This is a genomic window from Saccharothrix sp. AJ9571 (assembly GCF_021725495.1).
Classification (GTDB): domain Bacteria; phylum Actinomycetota; class Actinomycetes; order Mycobacteriales; family Pseudonocardiaceae; genus Amycolatopsis; species Amycolatopsis magusensis.
On record NZ_CP091382.1, the window covers coordinates 3,576,325 to 3,597,521 of the forward strand.

At 68.7% G+C, this 21,197-nt stretch carries 18 protein-coding genes; 11 read left to right on the forward strand and 7 right to left on the reverse strand.

Translation table 11 applies throughout. From position 1 onward, the window contains the following. The first annotated feature begins 54 nt into the window (after positions 1-54). Positions 55-3,549: a DEAD/DEAH box helicase gene (locus L3Q67_RS16230; RefSeq protein ID WP_499190294.1), complete on the forward strand. Its 3,495-nt coding sequence runs from the start codon at positions 55-57 to the stop codon at positions 3,547-3,549. Positions 3,550-4,663: 1,114 nt separating this feature from the next. Here the strand turns inward: L3Q67_RS16230 and L3Q67_RS16235 are convergent. After that, positions 4,664-6,028 carry a recombinase family protein gene (locus tag L3Q67_RS16235; RefSeq protein ID WP_499190295.1) on the reverse strand — a complete coding sequence of 455 codons (1,365 nt, stop codon included), beginning with the start codon at positions 6,026-6,028 and terminating at the stop codon, positions 4,664-4,666. Between the two features lie 163 nt (positions 6,029-6,191). On the opposite strand from L3Q67_RS16235, the gene L3Q67_RS16240 reads away from it, so the two are divergent. Both L3Q67_RS16240 and L3Q67_RS16245 read left to right on the forward strand, forming a co-directional pair. Then, positions 6,192-6,740: an ArsR family transcriptional regulator gene (locus tag L3Q67_RS16240; protein WP_499190296.1), complete on the forward strand. Its 549-nt coding sequence runs from the start codon at positions 6,192-6,194 to the stop codon at positions 6,738-6,740. After that, positions 6,737-7,234 (forward strand): hypothetical protein, encoded by a 498-nt coding sequence (locus L3Q67_RS16245; protein WP_499190297.1) that lies wholly within the window; start codon positions 6,737-6,739, stop codon positions 7,232-7,234. The genes L3Q67_RS16240 and L3Q67_RS16245 overlap by 4 nt, the downstream gene beginning before the upstream one ends. Positions 7,235-7,460: 226 nt before the next feature. On the opposite strand, the gene L3Q67_RS16250 is transcribed toward L3Q67_RS16245, so the two are convergent. Continuing rightward, on the reverse strand, positions 7,461-7,766 hold the full coding sequence (locus L3Q67_RS16250; protein WP_499190298.1) for a 4a-hydroxytetrahydrobiopterin dehydratase: 306 nt from the start codon (positions 7,764-7,766) through the stop codon (positions 7,461-7,463). A gap of 171 nt (positions 7,767-7,937) precedes the next feature. Between L3Q67_RS16250 and L3Q67_RS16255 the strand changes: the two genes are divergently transcribed. From L3Q67_RS16255 to L3Q67_RS16265, 3 genes are read left to right on the forward strand one after another with little or no spacing between them, the layout of a single operon-like run. Next, positions 7,938-8,993, forward strand: a complete 1,056-nt coding sequence (locus L3Q67_RS16255) for a thiamine ABC transporter substrate-binding protein (RefSeq protein WP_499190299.1) — start codon at positions 7,938-7,940, stop codon at positions 8,991-8,993. Then, positions 8,969-10,540 carry an ABC transporter permease gene (locus L3Q67_RS16260; protein ID WP_499190300.1) on the forward strand — a complete coding sequence of 524 codons (1,572 nt, stop codon included), beginning with the start codon at positions 8,969-8,971 and terminating at the stop codon, positions 10,538-10,540. Before L3Q67_RS16255 ends, L3Q67_RS16260 begins: the two co-directional genes overlap by 25 nt. After that, the gene (locus L3Q67_RS16265; RefSeq protein ID WP_499190301.1) at positions 10,540-11,553 is read left to right on the forward strand and encodes an ABC transporter ATP-binding protein; all 1,014 of its coding nucleotides are present in this window, start codon (positions 10,540-10,542) and stop codon (positions 11,551-11,553) included. The genes L3Q67_RS16260 and L3Q67_RS16265 overlap by 1 nt, the downstream gene beginning before the upstream one ends. Here the strand turns inward: L3Q67_RS16265 and L3Q67_RS16270 are convergent. The 3 genes from L3Q67_RS16270 to L3Q67_RS16280 are packed head-to-tail and all read right to left on the reverse strand — an operon-like array spanning position 11,537 to position 14,552. Further along, the gene (locus tag L3Q67_RS16270) at positions 11,537-12,457 is read right to left on the reverse strand and encodes an ABC transporter permease subunit (RefSeq protein ID WP_499190302.1); all 921 of its coding nucleotides are present in this window, start codon (positions 12,455-12,457) and stop codon (positions 11,537-11,539) included. The two genes, L3Q67_RS16265 and L3Q67_RS16270, sit on opposite strands and share 17 nt — an antisense overlap. Next, positions 12,454-13,419, reverse strand: coding sequence for an ABC transporter ATP-binding protein (locus L3Q67_RS16275; protein ID WP_499190303.1), 966 nt, complete (start codon positions 13,417-13,419; stop codon positions 12,454-12,456). Before L3Q67_RS16275 ends, L3Q67_RS16270 begins: the two co-directional genes overlap by 4 nt. Positions 13,420-13,445: 26 nt before the next feature. After that, positions 13,446-14,552, reverse strand: coding sequence for a LolA family protein (locus tag L3Q67_RS16280; RefSeq protein WP_499190304.1), 1,107 nt, complete (start codon positions 14,550-14,552; stop codon positions 13,446-13,448). A 144-nt stretch (positions 14,553-14,696) separates the two neighbouring features. Here L3Q67_RS16280 and L3Q67_RS16285 point away from each other — a divergent pair, with 144 nt between their 5' ends. The 3 genes from L3Q67_RS16285 to L3Q67_RS16295 are packed head-to-tail and all read left to right on the forward strand — an operon-like array spanning position 14,697 to position 17,169. Beyond that, positions 14,697-15,416, forward strand: a complete 720-nt coding sequence (locus L3Q67_RS16285) for a response regulator transcription factor (RefSeq protein ID WP_499191550.1) — start codon at positions 14,697-14,699, stop codon at positions 15,414-15,416. Beyond that, a complete protein-coding gene (locus L3Q67_RS16290; RefSeq protein WP_499190305.1) occupies positions 15,413-16,750 on the forward strand; it encodes a sensor histidine kinase in 1,338 nt (445 codons plus the stop codon). The genes L3Q67_RS16285 and L3Q67_RS16290 overlap by 4 nt, the downstream gene beginning before the upstream one ends. Continuing rightward, on the forward strand, positions 16,747-17,169 hold the full coding sequence (locus L3Q67_RS16295) for a (deoxy)nucleoside triphosphate pyrophosphohydrolase (RefSeq protein ID WP_499190306.1): 423 nt from the start codon (positions 16,747-16,749) through the stop codon (positions 17,167-17,169). The genes L3Q67_RS16290 and L3Q67_RS16295 overlap by 4 nt, the downstream gene beginning before the upstream one ends. A 17-nt stretch (positions 17,170-17,186) precedes the next feature. Here the strand turns inward: L3Q67_RS16295 and trpS are convergent, their stop codons facing one another. Then, complete coding sequence (gene trpS, locus L3Q67_RS16300) at positions 17,187-18,152, reverse strand: tryptophan--tRNA ligase (protein ID WP_499190307.1); 966 nt, start codon at positions 18,150-18,152, stop codon at positions 17,187-17,189. Between the two features lie 219 nt (positions 18,153-18,371). On the opposite strand from trpS, the gene L3Q67_RS16305 reads away from it, so the two are divergent. After that, positions 18,372-18,671 (forward strand): YciI family protein, encoded by a 300-nt coding sequence (locus L3Q67_RS16305; protein ID WP_209662337.1) that lies wholly within the window; start codon positions 18,372-18,374, stop codon positions 18,669-18,671. Positions 18,672-18,683: 12 nt separating this feature from the next. Here L3Q67_RS16305 and L3Q67_RS16310 read toward each other — a convergent pair whose 3' ends face one another. Beyond that, entirely contained in the window at positions 18,684-18,836 is a 153-nt protein-coding gene (locus L3Q67_RS16310; protein WP_209662336.1) for a hypothetical protein, read from the reverse strand. 340 nt (positions 18,837-19,176) lie between these two features. Here L3Q67_RS16310 and typA point away from each other — a divergent pair, with 340 nt between their 5' ends. After that, positions 19,177-21,102 (forward strand): translational GTPase TypA, encoded by a 1,926-nt coding sequence (gene typA, locus L3Q67_RS16315; protein WP_499190308.1) that lies wholly within the window; start codon positions 19,177-19,179, stop codon positions 21,100-21,102. Positions 21,103-21,197: the final 95 nt, after the last annotated feature.

Genomic DNA, 21,197 nt, shown 5'->3' on the forward strand with positions numbered 1-21,197 from the left:
CATTGTTGATCTTGTCGTACAGTGTCGCTCACCGTGAACAGAGGGGGATACCTGGTGCGGGAGAGTGAACGGGCAGCACAGGTTGTGCGATTCTGGCGAACCATCGAAATGTTCAGTCCGCAAGGCGTGCCCAAGCCGACATTTGACTCCCGGGAGGAATCGGGAAAGACCGTCCTTGACCTCGCAGCGGATGAGCTGGCTCCGTGGCAGCCGGATCATCCTATATGTGCCGCGCCGTTGAGAGAGGGGATGACCTGGCAGTTCACGATCTACGGGGGCTTGTACGAGATATCCGCGGCTCGGGCCGAGATGGTTAGGGTGTTCGGCGAAGACAACAAGCCGGATGATGCGCGGCAGGGCGGCCAGACGGCGATGTTCGCGTTCACGTTGGACGTGGAAGGGTGCCTGGTGGAGAACTCCGCCACGCTGTCGGCCTGTGCCTGGGCGATCAGCCGGCTGAGGTCGCCGGGTCCGGGAGAACCCAATTGGCTCGACGGGTTCGAATTTGATGAGCGTGAATTCGTTGCTGGGCTGAACAAGCTTGTGCCGCCGAAGTTGCAGAACTCGACGAATGTGAGCGAGCAGACCGCAACTCTGCACAAAGTTGGCAAAGCAGTTGCCGAGCACGTCAAGGGTGCTGCCGTCGAGGCCGTGACGGCCGGAGCGGAGGCCACTGGCGTGGCGGTCACGGCGGCAGTCGGTGCCGGTGTGGGGGCAGTCGCGGGATCAGTCGTTGGTGGCATCGCGGGCACGGTCGCGGGCACCTTCGCGGAAAAACTACTTACCCCTGGCACTGGCACGAAGAGTGACGCTGAGCCCGGTGAGACGGCAGCAGGCGCTCCGGAACCGAAAATTCCACGCCTTCAGATGACGGCGCAAACGTTGCATGAGTTTGTAGCGGAGCTGGGCTCGGCATTGGGCCTTCGCGATGCACTCCGTGTGGTAGGGGTCCGCGTCGCGTGCGTACAGGTGCCGATCAGGAAGAGTGATGAGGCAGGTGAGCAGAACTTTCTCAACAGCTACATCGCAAGCGACTTGGCAGAGGTTGAGAAGGCAGTGTGCGGCGCCGGGATCGGGAACGGACTCACTGCATACCTCACCGACAGTCGGCATGTCCAGGTCGCGAACAGGATCGACGTTCGTGCCGGTCGTCATGCGTTGATCTCAGGCGTCGCACCGAGCCGTATCCCCGGCGGACGCTGGCCCACGAGTACGGCGAAGCCTCTCGTGGTGAGTCAGCAGTTCGCGGTCAATCAGATTCTCGATGAGCTCGGCGACAGCACAGGGCTCTTCGCGGTCAACGGCCCGCCTGGCACAGGGAAGACCACGATGCTGCGTGATGTGCTCGCAGCTGTCGTGGTCAAGCGTGCCCGACGACTGGCAGAGCTGGACGATCCGTCGAAGGCGTTCACCGAGGTGCTGCAGCGGGTTCCGCTGAGCAAAAATTACAGCCCTGCCGTGCGTGGAATCCGCCCGGAGTTGACCGGCTTCGAAGTGGTAGTGGCCACCGCAAGCAACGACGCTGCTGCCAACGTGACGGCCGAGATTCCGAGCCTCGATGCGGTGCGCGGCGCTGAGGACGACGCACTAGCCATCGATTACTTCACCGACTTGGCCTCCCATGTGCTCGGCGGCAAGGCATGGGGCATGGTCGCGGCCGTGCTGGGCAACATGAAGAACAGGAGTGCGTTCGCCAGCCGATTCTGGTGGGGAGATGAGGCAAAGAAGAAGGAACGACCAGCCGGGGCAGGGCCCAGTAGCGCGGCCCAGCCAGCCGAGCCTGCCGATGACCCCGAGAACGTCGGGATGCTGGCGATCTTGAAAATGGTGCGCGAGCAGTCGGATGACATCGAGGACTGGGGCGACGCGGTCGCCTCGTTCCAGGATGCAGAATCCGAAGTTCGGCAACTCGCAACTCATCGCCAGGAGGTTGCGGATGCGATCGCCGAGGCATTCCGTTGTCAGGCTGCAGTCCGCGCGGCTGAAGAGCACCTGAGGAACACCCATATCAGATGGGAGCAGACCCAGGACTCGGTCAGATACGCAGTCGGGCAGTTCGATGAGGCGAGCGCTGCCTACTCAAAAATCGATGGGGATTATCAGAACCATCTCGACCGCAAGCCCGGGTTCTGGATCTCGCTCGTGAGAGGCTTCCGGAAACGGCGGCGATGGGCGGGAGGCCGCAGAATACTTGAGGGCCTGCGTTCAGCGGCCAAGTCGAAGCTTGATCAACTGAATCATGCGGTCGTTCAAGGCAAGGCCCATCTCGCGGCTGTGCTTGAGGAGCGTCACCGACACGAGAATGCGCTTAACGACGCGAAGCGCGCTCTGGCTGCCGTCGAGGCGCGCATCGATGTTGCGCGCGACCGTTGGCCAGGTAGGGTCCCGTTTGGTAGTGATGTCGAGGATGACGAAGCATTCCAGTTGTGTGCGCCGTGGGCTGATCAGGAGTTTACAGCTGCCCGGAATCGGCTTTTCCTCGCAGCTTTGAGCTTGCACAAGGCTTTCCTGTTCAATACCGAACGACAGGTGCGCGGGAACCTCGCTGTCATCGCGTCGGCGGTGCGAGGCAAGGTGGACATGAAGCCGAGCACTCTGCTGGCGGCATGGCAGTCGCTGTTTATTGTGGTGCCGATGATCTCTACGACCTTCGCATCGCTGCCCCGCTTGTTCGCTGGGCTCGGGCGGGAGGCGCTCGGCTGGCTGTTTATCGACGAGGCCGGTCAGGCGACGCCGCAGCAAGCGGTCGGCGGGCTTTGGCGGTGTCGCCGGGCAGTGATCGTCGGTGATCCGCAGCAACTTGAACCCATTGTGACGTTGCCGCTTTCTGCTCAACAGACCTTGCTTCGTCACCACGGTGTACATGAGCAGTGGACTCCGGACAACACCTCCACGCAACGGATCGCGGATCGGCTTGCTCGGCACGGTACGGCATTGCCTGAACCAGACGGAGAGTCCAGGATCTGGGTGGGTGCACCGCTACGTGTGCATCGCCGCTGCGACCGGCCGATGTTCGATGTCTCCAATACGATCGCCTACGGCGGAGACTTGATGGTCTACGGAACTAACCACAGCGGTGACTACCCTGGAACGAACGCCTGGATCGACGTTCGAAGTGGGCAATCGCGTGGCAACTGGGTACCAGCTGAAGGCGAGGCTTTGAAGGACCTGCTCGGCCAGTTGGCCGAGCACGGGGTAGCGCCGCGGGACATCCGCGTGGTTAGTCCGTTCCGCGACGTCGTACGAGAAAGCAAGGAAGCTGTACGACGTAGCAGAGAAGAACTTCCATCGTTCGACTGGCGATTCATGAGTAAGAACATCGGCACCGTGCATACTGTGCAGGGCCAGGAGTCCGATGTCATAGTCTTGGTCCTAGGTAGTGCACCCAACCGGCCAGGGGCTCGTGCTTGGGCGGCTGAGAAGCCGAACCTGTTGAATGTAGCTATTTCTCGTGCAAAGCGCCGTTTCTATGTGATCGGGAACCGTGACAACTGGAAGGACCTGCGCTATTTCAATGTTCTGGCGAGGAATTTTCCGGTCGAGTTCTGAGTCCAGCAATTGAAAGGTCGATCGGCCTTTGTCGGGTGCAGGCAGCATCTGCCTGCACCCGACGGAAGAGGTAGATTACGCCGCTGCGTCTGATCGGTGATGCCGTCCTCGTTGGATCACTGGTTTGGCAGTCAGCAGGGTTGTCAGTCGCTCCCTTTGTGAAGCTGTCAAGGCTGGTGCGGCGTCAACAATGCGTCGGACATGAGCGTCCAACTTCGCCTCAACGGACAGTTCCGACTGTTCGGTGGCGGGAATCGGGTAGTCGTTTGCCACTGGGTGGCCCTTCCGAACCAGGAAGGTCGACGACGGTCGTGCTGCTATGGCGCTCCCCCGAACGCGCACGGCCTGACGTGACCCTTCACCGTGTAGGGCGGTAAGGGGCGCGGCGTATCCGGGTGCTCTGGCGACGCGTGGTTTCGATCGCAGGTTGCGGCCTGGTGGCCGTAGCGCACGGTCGGGTTTTCGCTTTCGACTCTCGGGTCCCGCTGGGTTTTTCGCGGCGGGAAGTACTTCCAGCATCAGGAAGAGCAGTACCGGTGCCAGCGCGGTGGGGAACCTTCGTCGGCCAGCCGAGGACAAGACGAGCAGGAGCTTGACCAGCCGAAGCAAGGTGTGAGCCTTGGCGAGGTTCGTGGCATGGATATCTGGAGGTGCGCCGGGACTCCAGTCAGCGGTCAGGTCACTCGCGGCCGATGCTCCGAATACGGTCTTCGTCGTGTGCTGGAGCAGTGCCTCGTAAGCCACGTAGGGCAGGTTCTGGGCGCGTTTCAGCAGGTGAAGTCGCTGCTGATGGTTGCCGGCGAGTTGTTCTTGGCTCGCTCGGAAGCGCGTAGCGAATGCTTCGAAACCCCCGGCGTAGCCGCGGGGAAGCTGAGCCAGGACGGCGTTCTGCTGATCAGGAGTGAGGGTTGAGCGCATCTCGCGGAGAGTGGCGGCACGAGCGAGGATCTCCCCACCTGAGAAGGACTCGGCTTGCGCAGCAGGTGCCGTCAGCTCATCTAGCCAGTGACTTATAGTCACCGTGCTCTTAAAGTCATCCCCCATTGGACCAGCGTAGATCGTCCGGTTCTGCATGTCGATCTACTGGCTTGAGTACACTGAGTGACGATATGGCTTACCGGTGTTCCCGCCATACGACGTCCACGGAGTTCGGGTCAAAGGTCTTCCGGCCGCGCGGCGTCGGTGAGAGCTTGACCGAGCACAGCGCATCCACCACGTTCCGACGGATCATGAGCGGAGCGGCGTCGAACGCTGCCACGGGGTCGACTGCGGATAGCGTCGATGCTGCAGCGCTCCGAGTGGTCAGTCGCACTTGGGTGAGCCGTGCTTTCGCGAGTTCCGCCTTGACCTTCTCGGTCGACACCTTGTAGCGAGGCCCGTCGATGTCGCCCGCATCGTAGTCCGCTTCGATGCGTTCCAGCCTTTCGTTCAGCCGCTTGACTTCCTCGCTGGCAGCCTTCGCTCGCGCGGACTCCTTCGGCGTGATCAAGCCGGCAAGGTCGGGACGGCTCAACCTCTCTCGCATGGTCTTGATCACGAGTTTGTCGATCTGCTGTTGGGAGCGAGTCAGGCAGCCGTTGGGGCAGCGGTACCGGTTGCCTGACCATGAGCGAACCTTCGAGTCGCACTTCGCGCACTCGAACAGGCCGGCGCCGAGGTGCTTACGATCCGTTCCCTGCTGGGTCTTGCGGCGTGGATCGGCTAGCTTGGCTTCGACCAACCTGAAGACCTCGTCTTCGACGATGGCGTCCCAGACTCCTTGCTTGCCGTTCGTCTTGCCTTGGTACACCGCGTGACCTGCGTATCGCGGGTTCGTCAGGATCGTGCGAACGCTCGACGGGTTCCATGGGCGGCCGTGGCGGGTGGCGACTCCGGCTTCGGTGAGCCACATCGCCAGTGCTCGAAGCGAGTCCCCGGCGGCGAACCGGTCGAACAGTTGCCGCACGATTGCGGCCTCGTCCTCGATGACTTCACCAGTGGAGGAGTAGCCGGTCAGTCGGACGCCGAGCGGCGGCTTGCCTCGTTCGGCACGCTGGAGCGCGGCGGCGCGTTGACGTGCGGCTTTCCGTTCGATCTCGCTGCGGGCCACGGTGGCCTTGATCCGGGCGAACATCCGGCCGCCGTCGGTGGATAGGTCGGCTTCGCCGTTCGCCGTGACTAGCAGCAGGCCGCGGTCCTGCGCCGCGTCGATCCAGTCTTCAAGCTGGCGGGGCTGACGGGTGAGCCGATCCAGGTCCCAGCACACCAGCGCGTCGAACTCCCCGGCCTCGTATGCGGAGACCAGCGCGTCGTATCCCGGCCGTGCCTTGTGCTTGTCGGATGCCGAGATGGAGTTGTCTACGAACTCGCCGATGATGTGCCATTGTCGCTGGTCAGCGATGCGTTGGCAGTCCGCGCGCTGCCGCTGAACAGCTAGCTGCTCGCCGGTCGCGTCTAAGCTGACTCGTAGGTAGATGGCGCAGCGACGAGGTCCACTCACCCTTGAAGTGTTGCACGGTGTGGTAACCTGGTCGAATTCCGTTTCAACGTCTGACCAACTCGGGCCGTGATGGCCGGTAACTAGTTGTTACTTTCATTGGGCGCAGGATATGCTGCGTTCAATGAAACCTTCGCCGAGTCTGCTTCCGCTGCTGCGCTCACGCATGCAGGGTGAGCTGCTCGCGCTCGTCTTGCTGTGCCCGCACCGCGAGTACAGCATCAGCGAACTCGCTGCGGCGTGTGGCGTGTCGCCCACCGCGGTGCTGCGCGAAGTCGAGAGGTTGACCGCCGGCGGCATCCTGGAGGACCGGCGGGTGGGCCGGACCCGGCTCGTCAAAGCCCGTACGGACACCCCCCTCTACCGGCCACTGAGTGACGTCATCGCCGTCACGTTCGGGCCGATGCCGTTGTTGACCGAAGCCCTGTCCGAGCTGGCTGGCGTGGACGACGCCTACATCTACGGGTCCTGGGCCGCGCGCTACAGCGGTGAACCGGGTCCGCCGCCGGGTGATGTCGACGTCCTGGTCGTCGGATCGCCCGACCCGGACGAGCTCTTCGATTCGGCCGAACACGTGTCGCGGCGTCTCGGCCGCGAAGTCAACGTCCATCGGATCTCGTCGCAGTCGTGGGCGTCGGAGAGTTCGGATCCGTTCCTCACCAGCGTTCGTGAGCGTCCGCTGGTTCGCCTGAACCTCAACGTGGAGACCCGATGACCCGGTGGAACCAAGGTCGCACAACGATCGACGCGCTCATCGCGCGGGGTGCGGTCGAGCACGTACCGGCTTTCCAGGAGGCCGCGGAGGCCGAACTCGTTCGGGCTCGCACGCACGTCGCGTCGGCGCGGCAGCTGCTGGGCTCGGACCCGGAGGGGTCTTACACGCTCGCCTACGACGGTGCACGTCGTGCGCTGGCGGCGATACTGCAGAACCAGAACCAGAACCAGAACCAGAACCAGAACCAGGGCCTGCGGGCGACGAGCCGTGGAGGGCACATCGCCATCTACGAAGCCGTTCTCGCGCAGCTCGATCCCCCGTTGGGCTCGGTTTTGCGTCCCTTCAACCGGATGCGGGTCCGGCGCAACGAAGTCGCCTACCGCTCTTCGGAGGCACCTTCGGTGACCGCGGACGACGTGGCGGCCGACGTGTCGAAGGTGGAGGCGCTCATCGAGGTCGCCGAGAAGGCGATACCGAACATGCCTCACTATTGACCCACTGCTCGCCGAAGCCGGACGGGAACTCGCCCGGCTCGGCGATGAGTCGGGCGGTCAGCCGGCGATGCCGAGGAGGATGACGGCGATCAGGGTGGTCGCGGTCGCCACGGTGGTGACCCAGGCGCGCTGGGCGGCGGTGAGGGCGGGGGCGGCGTTGTTCATGGGCGCGTCCTAAGAACTGGGTGCTGTTTCGCCCGGGACACCGCGTTGATCAGGCCATATGTTACTCGGTTGTGGCCGAAGTCACGTCCAGGACGGCGTCGATCTGGGCGGCCAGCGCGGTGTCCTTCGCGGTCAATCCGCCGGCCGAGTGAGTCGAGAGGCGGAAGGTGAGTTCGCGCCACCGGATGTCGATGTCCGGGTGGTGGTCGACGCTCTCGGCGATCTCCGCCACCCGGTTGACCACGGCGATCGCCGCGGGGAAGGACGGTAGGGACGCGGTCGCCTCCAGTGCGTCCCCGGTGCGGCTCCAGCGCGGCAGGTGGGAGAGGGCTTCGGCCAGTTCTTGATCACTCAATAGTTCCGCCATGACCCCATGGTGGTACCCCGGCGGGTACGCTGCACCTTCGCCACGGGAGTCCGGTGCGCCGGGCTGAGAGGCGGGCGTGAGCCCGCGACCGTTCGCACCTGAACCGGATCACGCCGGCGTAGGGAGGTCCGCCCTCGCCTGCCGCCGGTGATCCCGAGCAAGGAGGGGCCCATGACACGCACCGTCCGCACGGCGGCCGTGCTGTGCGCGGCTGGGGTGCTGCTCGCCGGTTGCACGCTGTTCTCCGGATCCGAGGAACCGGCGGGCGACGACGTGACCACCATCAAGCTGGTCACGCACGACTCGTTCGCCGCGCCGCAGGAGATCCTCGACGCGTTCCAGCAGCAGTCCGGCATCCGCATCGAGGTGCTCAAGGAGGGGGACGCGGGCGCGCTGACGAACAAGCTGGTGCTGACCAAGGCCAGCCCGATCGCCGACGTCGCGTTCGGCGTCGACTCCACCTTCGCCTCCCGCGCGCTGGCCGAGGGCGTCTTCGAGCCCTACACCAGCCCGGAGGCCGATCGCGGCCCGCAGCGCTACGCCATCGACCCCGAGCACCGGCTGTCCGCGGTCGACGTCGGCGATGTGTGCGTGAACATCGACACCGCCTACTTCGCCGAGAAGGGGCTGCCCGAGCCGAAGACCTTCGACGACCTGGCCGACCCGCAGTACAAGGACCTGCTGGTGGTGGAGAACCCGGCGACCAGCTCGCCCGGCCTCGCCTTCCTGCTCGGCACGGTCGCCAAGTACGGCCCGCAGGGCTGGTCCGAGTACTGGGGCAAGCTGAAGACCAACGGCGTCAAGGCGGTCAGCAGCTGGGAAATCGCCTACAGCCAGGAGTTCTCCGGTTCCTCCGGCAAGGGCGCGCGGCCGCTGGTCGTCTCCTACGCCTCCTCGCCCGCTGCGGAACTGGCCGAAGACGGCAAGCCGCGGACCAAGGCGCTGCTGGACACCTGCTTCCGCCAGGTCGAGTACGCCGGGCTGCTGGCCGGTGGCAAGCAGGCCGACAAGGCCGGGCGCGTGGTCGACTTCCTGCTCTCGCAACAGTTCCAGAGCACGGTCGCGGAGAACATGTACGTCTACCCCTCGCGCGAGGGCGTCGAGCTGCCCGCGAGCTGGGTGCAGGCGGCGCCGCAGCCGCCGAAGCCCGCTTCGCTGCCGGGTGAGGAGATCCAGGCGAACCGCGAGCAGTGGATCGAGCAGTGGCGCGGACTCATCGAGGGCTGATACTCCTCGCACTCCTGCCCCTCGGTTTCCTGGTCGTCTTCTTCGCTTGGCCCGTCGCCGCGATCCTCGGGCTCGGTCTGGGCGACGGCGGGGTGGCCGAGGTGCTGGGCCAGGCGTCGACCTGGCGGCTCGCCGGGTTCACCGTGGGGCAGGCGGCCGCGTCGACCGTGCTTTCCGTGCTCGCCGGGTTGCCGATCGCATTCGTGCTCGCCCGGCTCAAGCTGCCCGGTGTCGCGCTGGTCCGGACCATCGTGCTGGTGCCGTTCGTGCTGCCCACCGTGGTCGTCGGGCTGGCCTTCCGCGCGCTCTGGCCGGACGGCGGTGTGCTGTCGATCGTGCTGGCCAACGCGTTCTTCAACGTCGCGGTGGTGGCTCGCACGGTCGGCGGGCTCTGGTCCCATTTGGACAGACGAGCGGAGGAAGCCGCGCGGGCGCTGGGCGCCTCTTCGTGGCAGGCGTTCCGTTCGGTCACCCTGCCGCGCCTGACCCCGGCGATCTTCTCCGCGTCGGCCGTGGTGTTCCTCTTCTGCTCCACCAGTTTCGGTGTGGTGCTCATCCTGGGCGGCGGCCGGTTCCGCACCTTGGAAACCGAGATCTACCTGCGCACGGTCAACCTGCTCGACCTGTCCGGCGCGGCCGCGCTCTCGCTGGTGCAACTGCTCGCGGTGGTCGCGGCGCTGGTGATCGGCGCGCTCGCGCGCCGCCGCCGGGAGACCGCGTTGCACCTGCGGGCCGCCGCGGAGTCGGTGCGACGGCCCGAAGGCGGCGAATGGTGGGTGGTCGCCGCCGCGGTCGCCGTGCTGGGCCTGCTGCTCACGCCGATCGTGGCCTTGCTGCTGAAGTCGAGCATCGCCGGGTTCGAAGGGCTCGCCACGACCGGCGGCGCGTTGCCGGTGTCCGGCTGGGACGCGGCGTCGCGCTCACTGCGGACCGCGACGGACGCGACCGTGCTGGCGATGTGCGTCGGCGTGCTGGCCTCGGTGGTGCTGGTGTCGTTGCGCCGCCTGCCCGGCCGGTTCGCCAGGGGAGCGGGCGAGACCATGGACGCCGCGCTGATGCTGCCGCTCGGTGTCTCGGCGGTGACGGTCGGCTTCGGCTACCTGGTCACCCTCGACGACCTGCCCGGTGACCTGCGCACTTCACCGCTGCTGGTCCCGTTCGCGCAGGCGCTGGTGATCATCCCGATGATCGTGCGCATGGTGCTGCCGGTGCTGCGCTCGGTCGACGAGCGGCTGCGGCAGGCGGCCGCCACGCTCGGCGCGAGTCCGGCCCGGGTCTGGCGTGAGATCGACTTCCCGCTGGCCGCGCGAACGCTCGTGGCCGCCGCGGGCTTCGGGTACGTGATCGCGCTCGGCGAGTTCGGTGCCACCAGCTTCCTGGCCCGGCCTGGCGAACCGACGCTGCCGGTGGCGATCGCGGCGCTGATCTCGCGGCCCGGCGACCTGAACAGTCAGATGGCGTACGCGGCCTGCGTGCTGTTGATGCTCCTCACCGCGGCCGTGGTGATGGTGATCGACCGGCTCGGGCCGTCGACCGGGGAGTTCTGATGCCACTCACAGCCGAGCACCTGACCGTGCGCTACGGCTCGCTCACCGCCGTCGCGGACGCCTCGCTGGAGATCGGCGACGGGGAAGTGCTGGCGCTGCTGGGACCTTCGGGCTCCGGGAAGTCCACTTTGCTCCGGGCGATCACCGGGCTGGAGCCGCTGAGCGACGGGCGGGTGTGCTGGAACGGCACCGACCTGGCGGGGCTGCCGGTGCACCGCCGGGAGTTCGGCCTGGTCTTCCAGGACGGCCAGCTGTTCCCCCACCGGGACGTCGCCGGCAACATCGCGTTCGGCCTGCGCATGCACCGGGTGCCGAAGGCCGAGCACGCCGCGCGCGTGTCCGAGTTGCTGGAACTGGTGGGGCTCAAGGGATACGGCCGCCGCCGGGTGACCGAGCTGTCCGGTGGCGAGGCGCAGCGGGTCGCGCTGGCCCGCGCGCTGGCACCGCGGCCGCGGTTGCTGCTCCTGGACGAGCCACTGTCCGGATTGGACGCCGAACTCCGGGAACAGCTGGCCATCGACCTGGCCGCGTTGCTCCGCCGCGCCGGGGTGACCACGCTGCTGGTGACGCACGACCAGGAGGAGGCCTTCACCCTGGCCGATCGGGTCGCCGTGCTGGAGGACGGCCGGATCCGCCAGGTGGGCCCGGTGCGCGAGGTCTGGCGGCGGCCGGTGGACGAGCGGGTGGCGCGTTTCCTGGGGGTGACGGCGTTCGTGGACGCGACGGGCCGGGACGGCGTCCTCAGCTCGTCGTTCGGTGACGTCCGCGCGAACGTCGAAGGGCCGGTCCGATTGGGACTGCGGCCGACCGCGCTGCGCAAGGCGGAAACCGGTATCAGCGGCGAAGTCGTCTCGCAGGTCTACCGGCGCGACCACGTCCGGCTGAAGGTCCGCCTCGACGACGGGTCCACAGTGGACGCGGCAGCGCCGGTGCTCGCCGAACTGGAAGCGGGCGATTCCGTCCGGCTCAGGCTCGACCCGGACGGAATCGCCGTGCTCAGCCGTCCTTCGTGATGATGCGCGCGTACGCCAGCGACAGTCCGATCGCGATGTAGCACGCCGCGCGGATGGCGCCTTCGAGCAGGCTCGACGTGGGCACCGGATCGCGCAGCACGTCGGCCAGCGCCTCCCATGACGAGTTCAGCAGGAACGGGTGCAGCCACGACAGCGAGTCGAGCAGCTGCAGCACCGAGGACACGATCACCCCGCCCAGCAGCGAGGCGACCACCAGCATCGGGTGCTCGGTGCAGGCCGAAATCGCCAGCGCCACCGCGCCGATCGCCCACGCCTGCAGGGTCACCCACAGCACCGCGATGGCGATCTTCCCCAGTACCGCGCCGAAACCCGGGGTGGTGCCGGAGAGGGTGAAGATCGCGTCGGTCCCGTTCAGGATCACCCCGGTGACCACGCCGACCACGGCCATCGCGGTGACCGCGACCAGCACGACCACGCCGACGCCGAGCGCCTTGACCGCGAGCAGCCTGCCCCGGCTCACCGGGGAGAGCAGCCAGCCGCGCAGCGTGCCGTGGGACGACTCGCCGGCCAGCGCGTCGGCACTGGCCATCGCCGCGGCCAAGGGCAACAGCAGGCCCAGCCCCATGGTCAGCGCGGCGATCGGCAGCACCAGCGCGTTGCCTGCGGCGGCCACGAGCAGCGAGTCACCACCGTTGTTGGGCCCGTCGGAGCCACCGCTCGGCGGACCGTCCACAAAGGTCAGTCCGATGCCGATGACCGCGGGCATCGCGGCGAGCAGGCCGAGCACCGCGAGGGTGCGCGGACGGCGGAAGATCCAGCGCAGTTCCGCGCGCAGCAGGCGCGGCACGCCGATCGCCCGTGCGGGCGTGGTGTGCGGCAAAGCGGCAGTGCTGTGGTCGGCCGGGGGACCCCCGGACCCCCGGAAAGACGTCAGGGCGGTCATGCGCGTTCCTCTTGCTCGGGCTCGTCCTGGGTCAGCCGGGCGAACAGGTCCTCCAGCCCGGTGCGGGCGCGGCGGGCCTCGTAGACCCCGACCCCGGCCTTCACCAGCGTTTCCAGCACCTGCGGCGGGGTACTGGTGCTCAGGTCCACCCGCACCCCCTCCGGCGTCAGCTTGCTCGGCATCCGGTTCTCCCGCAGCACTTCCATCGCCAGCTCGGTGTCCGGAGTGGACACCAGGAGGTTCGGCGAACCGGACTCCAGCAGTTCGGCGAGCTCACCCTGGGCGACCACGGTGCCGGCGTGCAGCACGGCCACGTGCGTGCAGGTCGCCTCGACCTCGGCGAGCAGGTGCGAGGAGACCACCACGGTGGTGCCCGCGGCGTGCAGCTCGGCGATGATCTTGCGGATGTCGCGGGTGCCCGCCGGGTCCAGCCCGTTCGTCGGCTCGTCCAGCACCACCATCCGGCGCGGCACCAGCAGTGCCCCGGCCAGGCCGAGCCGCTGCTTCATGCCCAGCGAGTACCCCCGGTACCGCCGGTGCGCGGCACCGGTCAGGTTCACCCGGTCCAGCGCCGCGGCCACCGCACCCGGGATGTCCCCTGTGGACAGTCGCGGTTCGGCGGCGGCCATCCGGAACAGGTTCTCCCGGCCGGACAGGAACGGGTGGAAGCCGGGGCCTTCGACCAGGGCGCCGACGTCCGGCAGCGCGCGGCCCGCGCCGTCGGGCATGCGCTCGCCGAGCAGTTCGACCTCGCCCTCGGTGGGCCGGACCAGGCCGAGCAGCATGCGGATGGTGGTCGTCTTGCCCGAGCCGTTCGGGCCGAGCATGCCGAGCACGGCACCGGACGGCACGTCGAGGTCGACCTGGTCCACCGCGACCGTGCCGCGGTAGACCTTGCGCAGGCCGCGGGTCTTCGCGGCCAGTGGGACGGCCGAGGTGGCCGCTCCTTCCGGAACGGCCACCTCGGGTACCCCCTGATGGGTGGTGGTCACTTCGCGCCCAGCGCGTCGATCAGCACCTGCTCCGGCACGGCGCCGGCGGCGAAGCGGCCGTCGTCGGTCAGCAGCGCGGTGCCCACCTTGGTGGTGATCACGTGGCCGGTGCCGAACGGCCCGCTGACCGGCTTGGCGATCTGGCCGAGCAGCGCCTGCACGTCCAGGCCCTCGCTGCCGTCCTGGCCCTCGACCTCGGCGGGCAGCTTGCCGCCCGCGAGCGCGTCCGCGGGGACGCGACCGGTGATCACCGAGTCCCAGCCCTCGCCGACGACCTGCGGGTCGACCGCTTCCTTGGCCTTGTCGGCCTCGGCCTGGTCGGGCTTCGCCTCCGGGGTGACCTCGTCGACCTTGGCCCCGGCGGGCGGGGTGAAGGCGAACAGGTCGGCGGGCTGCTGCTCGACGGCGAACTCGCTGAAGCCGATCTCCAGCGCCGGCTCGGTGGTGCCGTTGGTCAGCACCTCCATGCGCAGCGGCAGCCGGGTCTCGGAGTCCACGGCCACGCGGATCTCGCGCAGCAGCGTCCGCTCGTCCGGCTTCGGCGTGAGCACCAGCTCGTAGGCCGGGCGGTCGGCGACCCTGGCGGTGCCGTCGACGGTGACCGTGCTGAACTCGCGCACCGCCTGGAGCAGCTGCCCGGCGACCGCGGTCGGGTCGGTGAGCTGCCCGTCCTCGGTCATCCCCTCGTGCTGGCCGTGGCCTGCCCCCGCGGGCAGGGTGACCTTGGTGGCGGTGTTGTCGGCGGAGTTGTACGACCAGACGGTGGCGCCGTCGTGCACGACGGTGTTCTCGGCGCCGCCCTGCTTGATCGCCAGCCTGGTCTTGCCGTTGCCGTCGTTGAACACGCGTGCCTCGTCGAGGTCGAGCGTGCCGACGCCGGGCAGTACGGCGGGCAGGCCGAGCTGCTCGGACACGGTCACCGTGCCGCTCAGCGCGGGTGCCTGTGCGGTGAGCACGGACTGGACCAGGTCCTCGGCGCTGACCGCTGGCAGCTCGGGCGGGGCCTCACCGGCGCCGGCCGGCATGGCGATGAAAGCCAGCCCGGCCAGGCCGATCGCGGTGCCCGAGGCCGCGGCGACGAGTGCTTTCTTCCTGGGTTGCATCTCGTGATCTCCCTGTGGTCGGTAGTGCAAGTGTGGAGGATTCCCCAGAGCCAGGCTTCCCTCCTGAGGCTGAGATGGGGCTGAGATGCCGCGTGATGCTGAGAGGGCGCTGAGAGATCAGCCGCGCAAGCCGGCGATCAGGGCATTCTGAGAATCGTGAAACCACGGGTACTGGTTGTCGACGACGAGCCGGGTGTGCGGAAGGCGCTGCAGCGCGGGCTGCGGGCCGAGGGCATGGAAGTGCTCGCCGCCGCGGACGGGCCGAGCGCGCTCAAGCTCGCCGAGACCGGTGCCTTCGACGTGGTGCTGCTCGACATCATGCTCCCCGGCCTGTCCGGGTACCGCGTGCTCCAGGCGCTGCGGGCGCAGGGCGTGCAGACGCCGGTCCTGCTGGTTTCGGCCAAGGACGGCGAGGTGGACCAGGCCGACGGGCTGGACCTGGGCGCCGACGGGTACCTGGTGAAGCCGTTCTCGTTCGTGGTGCTGGTCGCGCAGGTGCGCGCGGTGCTGCGGCGGGCGGCCCCGGACGGCTCGCGTGGGCCGTTGCGCATCGGGTCGCTGCAGGTGGACCGGGCTTCACGCGAGGTCAAGTGGGGCCACGAGCAGGTGGCACTGAGCCCGCGTGAGTTCGCCCTGCTGGAGGTGCTGGTCAGCCGGGCGGGCACGGTGGTGACCAAGGACGAGCTGCTGCGCGCGGTGTGGGGTGACGAGCAGGCCGCCACCCGTAATGTCGTCGAGGTGTACGTGGGATACGTGCGGCGGAAGCTGGACGCGGTCGGCGCGGGCTCGGTGGTGCGCACCGTGCGCGGGCACGGCTACCTGGCCTCCGACCCGCAGCTCGACGAAGTACTGACGCCGGGGTGACCTGGTGGAACCGCCGCGGCCTGCGCTTCCGGATCACGCTGGTCTCGGCCGCGGTCACCTTCGCCTGCCTGGCCGGGCTCGCGCTGATCGCCGGGCGCGGGCTGGGGCCGCTGCTCATCCGGTCGGTCGACTTCGAGCTGAACCAGGCGCTGGCCCCGGCCATCGCCGAGGTCGCCGCCGGGCGCCCGGCCACGCCGTTGTCCGGGGTGACCGTCCGGGTGCTGGACATCGCGGGCGCGCCGCGTGACGGGCTGCCGCCCGCGCCCGGACTCGGTCCGCAGGAGATCCGCGAGCTGAAATCCGGCCTGGCCGTGCGGACCGGCGACGGGGGTGACGGCCCGCGCTGGCGGTGGCTCGGCTCGGTGGTCACCGAACCGGACGGCTCGCAGCGGCTGGTGGTGGTCGGTACCGGGCTGGTCGGGTTCCACGAAGCCGTGTCCGACGGGGCGTTCTGGCTGGTCTGGGTGGCCTTGCTGAGTGCGCTGGTGGCCGCGATGGCGACCTGGCTGGGGGTGCGGTCCGCGCTGGGGCCGGTCACCCGGATGCGCCGCTCGGTACGGGCGCTGCCCGCCGGGGCGCGGTTGCCGTTGCCGTCCGCGCACGACGACCTGCGCGCGCTCGCCGCCGACTTCAACGAACTGCTCGCGCGGCAGGAGGAGGCCGCGCAACGGCTGCGCCGGTTCACCGGGGACGCCGCGCACGAACTGCGGTCGCCGGTGGCCTCGATCCGGGTGCAGGCCGAGGTCGCGGTGGCGAACCCGGATCCGGAACTGGCCCAGGAGACGCTGGCCGACGTGCTCGCCGAGGCCGAACGGCTGTCGGCACTGCTGGATGGGCTGCTCGCGCTGGCGCGGTCGGACGCGGGGGAGTTGCCCGCCGCCGAGCCGGTCGAGCTGGTCACCGAGGCACGGGCCGCGGTCGCGCGCATACCCGCGGACGCGCCGGAGACACGCATCGCCGGTGCGGTCGGGGAGGCGTGGGCACACGCGTCGCACGCCGAGGTGGAGCTGGTGCTGAACAACCTGCTGCGCAACGCGGCCAGGTACGCGCGCGGGCAGATCGTGGTGTCGGTGCTGGCGGGGCGGTCGAGCGTGCGGGTGGTGGTCGACGACGACGGCCCCGGCATCGCGCCCGAGCACCGGGACCGGGTGTTCGACCGGTTCTACCGGGTGGCCGACGACCGGGCGCGCACCTCGGGCGGCACCGGGCTCGGCCTGGCGATGGTCGCCGAGGCGGTGCGGCGGCGCGGTGGTTCGGTGCAGGTCGGGGAGTCGCCGGAGGGCGGGGCGCGGTTCGAGGTGCGGTGGCGGTCGGCTAGCGTGCCGCGCTTGTGAAGACGGTTGTGGGCGCGGCCATCGTGCGGGACGGGAAGCTGCTCGCGCAGCAGCGGGCCTGGCCGGCGGACGCGGACGGCAAGTGGGAACTGCCCGGCGGCCGGGTCGAGCCGGATGAGTCCGAAGTGGACGCTCTGCGGCGGGAGTGCCTGGAGGAACTGGACGCGGCGATCACCGTGGGGGAGCGGGTCGGGCCGGACGTGCCGTTGCCGGGCGGTTCCGTGCTGCGGATCTACGCGGCGCTGATCGAGCCCGACGTCGAGCCGCGGGCCGTGGAACACCGGGACCTGCGCTGGCTTTCCGCCGCCGACCTGGAGTCCCTGGACTGGCTACCGGCGGACCGGATCCTCATCCCACACCTGACCGCGCTGCTGGGGCAATGCTATGAGTGGGGCATTACTAGCATTGAACGCAAGTAATGCCCCACTCATAGCGTTCAACCGGCGCCGACTAGGCGGAGGGCTGAAGCGAGCCGGTGTTCGCCTCGTTCCGCGGCGCGCGTGGCGCCCTGTTTCCGGATGCGGTCCAGTTCCGCCGGGTCGGCCAGCAGCGACCGCGCCGCCGTCCGGATGGGCGTGAGGGTTTCGATGACGGCTTCGGTGACCGCCTCCTTCAGCGCCCCATATGAGCTGAAGGAGGCGGCCAGCTCGGCGGGCGAGCCGCCGAGGCACCCGGCCAGGATGTCCAGCAGGTTCGCCAGGCCAGGCCGCGTTTCCGGCTCGTAGACGACCTCGCTCCCGCCGTCCGTGACCGCCCGTTTGATCTTGCGCCGCAGCGCGTCCGGGTCGTCGAGGACGAACAGCACCCCGACCGAATCGCGCGTCGACTTCGACATCTTCCTGGTCGGGTCGCTCAGGTCCCGCACGCGCGCGGCGGCGGGCGGCAGCACGGCCTCCGGCACGGTGAACACCTCGCCGTAGGTCGCGTTGAACCGCCGCGCGAGCACGCGCGCCAGCTCCACGTGCTGCCGCTGGTCCTCACCGACCGGCACCTGCGTGGCACCCTGCAGCAGGATGTCCGCGGCCATCAGCGCCGGATAGGTGAGCAGGCTCAGCCGCACCCCGGCCTGGCCCTTGCTCTTCTCCTTGAACTGGATCATCCGCGCGGCCTCGCCGTAGCTGCAGGTGCACTCCAGGATCCAGGTCAGCGCGCCCAGCTCGCGGGCGAGATCGGACTGCACGAACACGGTCCGCTCGCCGACCCCGGCCGCGATCAGCACCGCGAGCTGCTCCCTGGCCAGCGACCGCAGCACGGCCGGGTTGTGCGCACCGGTCATGCCGTGCAGGTCGGAGATGAAGTACAGGTCGTCCGGCGCGCCCTCGGCGGCCCAGCGGCGGATCGCGCCGAGGTGGTTGCCGAGGTGGACGTGGCCGGACGGGGTGATGGCGGAGAGCCGGATCACGGGATTTCCCTTCGGGTCGGCGCCGCTCGCTCAAGGTGCCGACACGAAAAACGGCCACCCGAACGGGCGGCCGGTTTGTCACGCGCAAGTCTCAGGCCGCCGTCGGCGGCCACCACATCTGGGACGAAGCGCGCATGCCGCCCACTCTAAGGGATCGGACCCGCATCGACCAGGTGATGAACGGTGTTCACCGGCGAAGGCCGGAGTTACCGTGAACGGATGTATGTCGTACTGGTCAACTACACGGCACCGCTGGAAGAAATCGACTACGTGCTGCCCGACCACGTCGCCTGGCTGACGCGGCAGTACGAACAGCACCACTTCCTCGCCTCCGGCAGGCGCAACCCCCGCGTCGGCGGCGTGATCGTCGCGCGGCCGATGGCCCGCGGGAAACTGGACGCGATCCTGGCCACCGACCCCTTCGCGCTGCAGCACCTGGCGCGCTACGAGGTGATCGAGTTCTCGGCCACGCGGACCGCGCCCGAACTGCACCGGCTGAACGAAGCGCTCACCCACTGAGCGCGCGGGACCTCAGGCGGCGGTCTTGGCCTTCGCCTTCTTCAGCGCGAGCACCGGGCACTTCTTGCAGCGGGGATCGGACCGGCAGCACTTCTTCTTGACCTTGCCCGCCTTGATCCACTTGCGCACGAGCGCCTTCGGATCACCCTTGTGCTTCTTGCCCACACACACTCCCCCGGTAGCGGCCCGTCTCGGAGCCTTTCAGGTTAGATCTGGCTGACCCCTCGGTCACTTCGGAGCGGCTCGTGGGGTCGCGCCGGTCACCGGCCAGGGGTGCGCCAAGGCCGCACGGCGAGGCGCGTCCCAGGCCGGTGACCGGCTCAAAAGCGACCCCACCGCTCCGCCGGAGGCGGGGCAGAAGACACCGTGGCCCTGGTCACACGGGTGTAGCAGGTATCCTGTTCGTGATCGCGTATGACCAGCGCCGCTCTCGCGTGCCTTGGATTGGTTTCCAACACGGGTATCCGCGGTCGCCACCCAATTCCGAAGTATCAGGAGCTCGAGCGTGCCCGCAGCCAGTGTCATCGCCGCCGGGACCGACCGCGGGACGTTCGGCCGGACCCGGCCCGACCTGCGCAACGTCGCCATCGTCGCACACGTCGACCACGGCAAGACCACCCTGGTCGACGCCATGCTCCGCCAGTCCGGCGCCTTCGCCGAACGGGCCGAGATGGTCGACCGCGTGATGGATTCCGGGGAGCTGGAACGCGAAAAGGGCATCACCATCCTCGCGAAGAACACCTCGATCCGGCGCCAGACCGAGGACGGGCCGGTGACGATCAACGTCATCGACACCCCCGGGCACGCCGACTTCGGTGGTGAGGTCGAGCGCGGCCTGGCCATGGTCGACGGGGTGGTGCTGCTGGTCGACGCCAGCGAGGGGCCGCTGCCGCAGACGCGGTTCGTGCTGCGCAAGACCCTGGAGGCCGGGCTGCCGGTGATCCTGGTGGTCAACAAGGTCGACCGCCCGGACGCCCGGATCAGCGAGGTCGTCGAGGAGACCCACGACCTGCTGCTCGACCTGGCCGGTGACATCGAGGACGCCGACCTCGACGCCGTGCTCGACCTGCCGGTGGTCTACGCCTCGGCCCGCGCCGGCAAGGCCGCCCTGGAGCAGCCCGCCGACGGTGCGCTGCCCGAGAGCGAGAACCTGGACCCGCTGTTCGAGACCCTGCTGCGCCACGTGCCGCCGCCCCTCGCCGACCCCGACGGCCCGCTGCGCGCGCTGGTCACCAACCTCGACGCGTCGAACTTCCTCGGCCGCATCGCGCTGATCCGCGTCCACTCGGGCAAGCTGCGCAAGGGTCAGACCGTGGCCTGGCTGCGCGAGGACGGCTCGGTGCACTCCGTGCGCATCTCCGAGCTGCTGGTCACCGAGGCCCTCACCCGCGTCCCGGCCACCGAGGCCAGCGCCGGTGAGCTGGTCGCGATCGCGGGCATCCCCGAGATCACCATCGGTGACACCCTGGCCGACCTGGACAACCCGGAGGCGCTGCCCCGGATCACCGTGGACGAGCCTGCCATCTCGATGACCATCGGCGTGAACACCTCGCCGCTGGCGGGGCGCAACGGCGGCGACAAGGTCACCGCGCGGCTGGTCAAGGCCCGGCTGGACCAGGAGCTGATCGGTAACGTCAGCATCCGCGTCATCCCGACCGAGCGCCCGGACACCTGGGAGGTCCAGGGCCGCGGTGAGCTGGCGCTGGCGATCCTGGTCGAGCAGATGCGCCGCGAGGGCTTCGAGCTGACCGTGGGCAAGCCGCAGGTGGTCACCAGGGTCATCGACGGCAAGGTGCACGAGCCGTTCGAGCGCCTGTCGATCGACGCGCCGGAGGAGCACCTCGGCTCGATCACCCAGCTGCTGGCCGCCCGCAAGGGCAAGATGGAGCACATGGGCGGGCACGGCACCGGCCGGATCAAGCTGGACTACGTGCTGCCCGCGCGTGGCCTGATCGGCTTCCGCACCGACTTCCTCACCGAGACCCGCGGCACCGGTATCGCGAACCACGTGTTCGAGGGCTACCACCCGTGGGCGGGCGAGATCCGCACCCGGCACAGCGGTTCGCTGGTCGCCGACCGCTCCGGCCCGATCACCGCCTACGCGATGATCCAGCTGGCCGACCGCGGCAGCTTCTTCGTGGAGCCGGGCGCAGAGGTGTACGAGGGCATGGTCGTGGGCGAGAACCCGCGTGCCGAGGACCTCGACATCAACATCACCAAGGAGAAGAAGCTGACGAACATGCGTCAGTCCTCCGCCGACGTGATGGAGACGCTGGCCCGGCCGCGCAAGATGGGTCTGGAGGAGGCGCTGGAGTTCTGCGCCGTCGACGAGTGCGTCGAGGTCGCGCCCGACGTGGTCCGGATCCGCAAGGTCACGCTGGACGTGAACACCAGGGCCAAGGAGCGCAACCGGGCCAAGAACCGCGGCTGACCCGGGTCGGCCGGAACCGGCGGTGGGGCTCGCGCGTCTTCTTCTCTAGGGGGCGACGGGCGGGCACTGCGCGTAGCTCCGTTGAGGGTGGCGGT

Coding starts and splice junctions, on each gene's coding strand:
- L3Q67_RS16270 (WP_499190302.1), bottom strand. CDS start 12,457: ATGACCGCCCTGACGTCTTTCCGGGGGTCCGGGGGTCCCCCGGCCGAC.
- L3Q67_RS16280 (WP_499190304.1), bottom strand. CDS start 14,552: ATGCAACCCAGGAAGAAAGCACTCGTCGCCGCGGCCTCGGGCACCGCG.
- L3Q67_RS16240 (WP_499190296.1), top strand. CDS start 6,192: ATGCAGGGTGAGCTGCTCGCGCTCGTCTTGCTGTGCCCGCACCGCGAG.
- L3Q67_RS16255 (WP_499190299.1), top strand. CDS start 7,938: ATGACACGCACCGTCCGCACGGCGGCCGTGCTGTGCGCGGCTGGGGTG.
- L3Q67_RS16245 (WP_499190297.1), top strand. CDS start 6,737: ATGACCCGGTGGAACCAAGGTCGCACAACGATCGACGCGCTCATCGCG.
- L3Q67_RS16250 (WP_499190298.1), bottom strand. CDS start 7,766: ATGGCGGAACTATTGAGTGATCAAGAACTGGCCGAAGCCCTCTCCCAC.
- L3Q67_RS16265 (WP_499190301.1), top strand. CDS start 10,540: ATGCCACTCACAGCCGAGCACCTGACCGTGCGCTACGGCTCGCTCACC.
- L3Q67_RS16305 (WP_209662337.1), top strand. CDS start 18,372: ATGTATGTCGTACTGGTCAACTACACGGCACCGCTGGAAGAAATCGAC.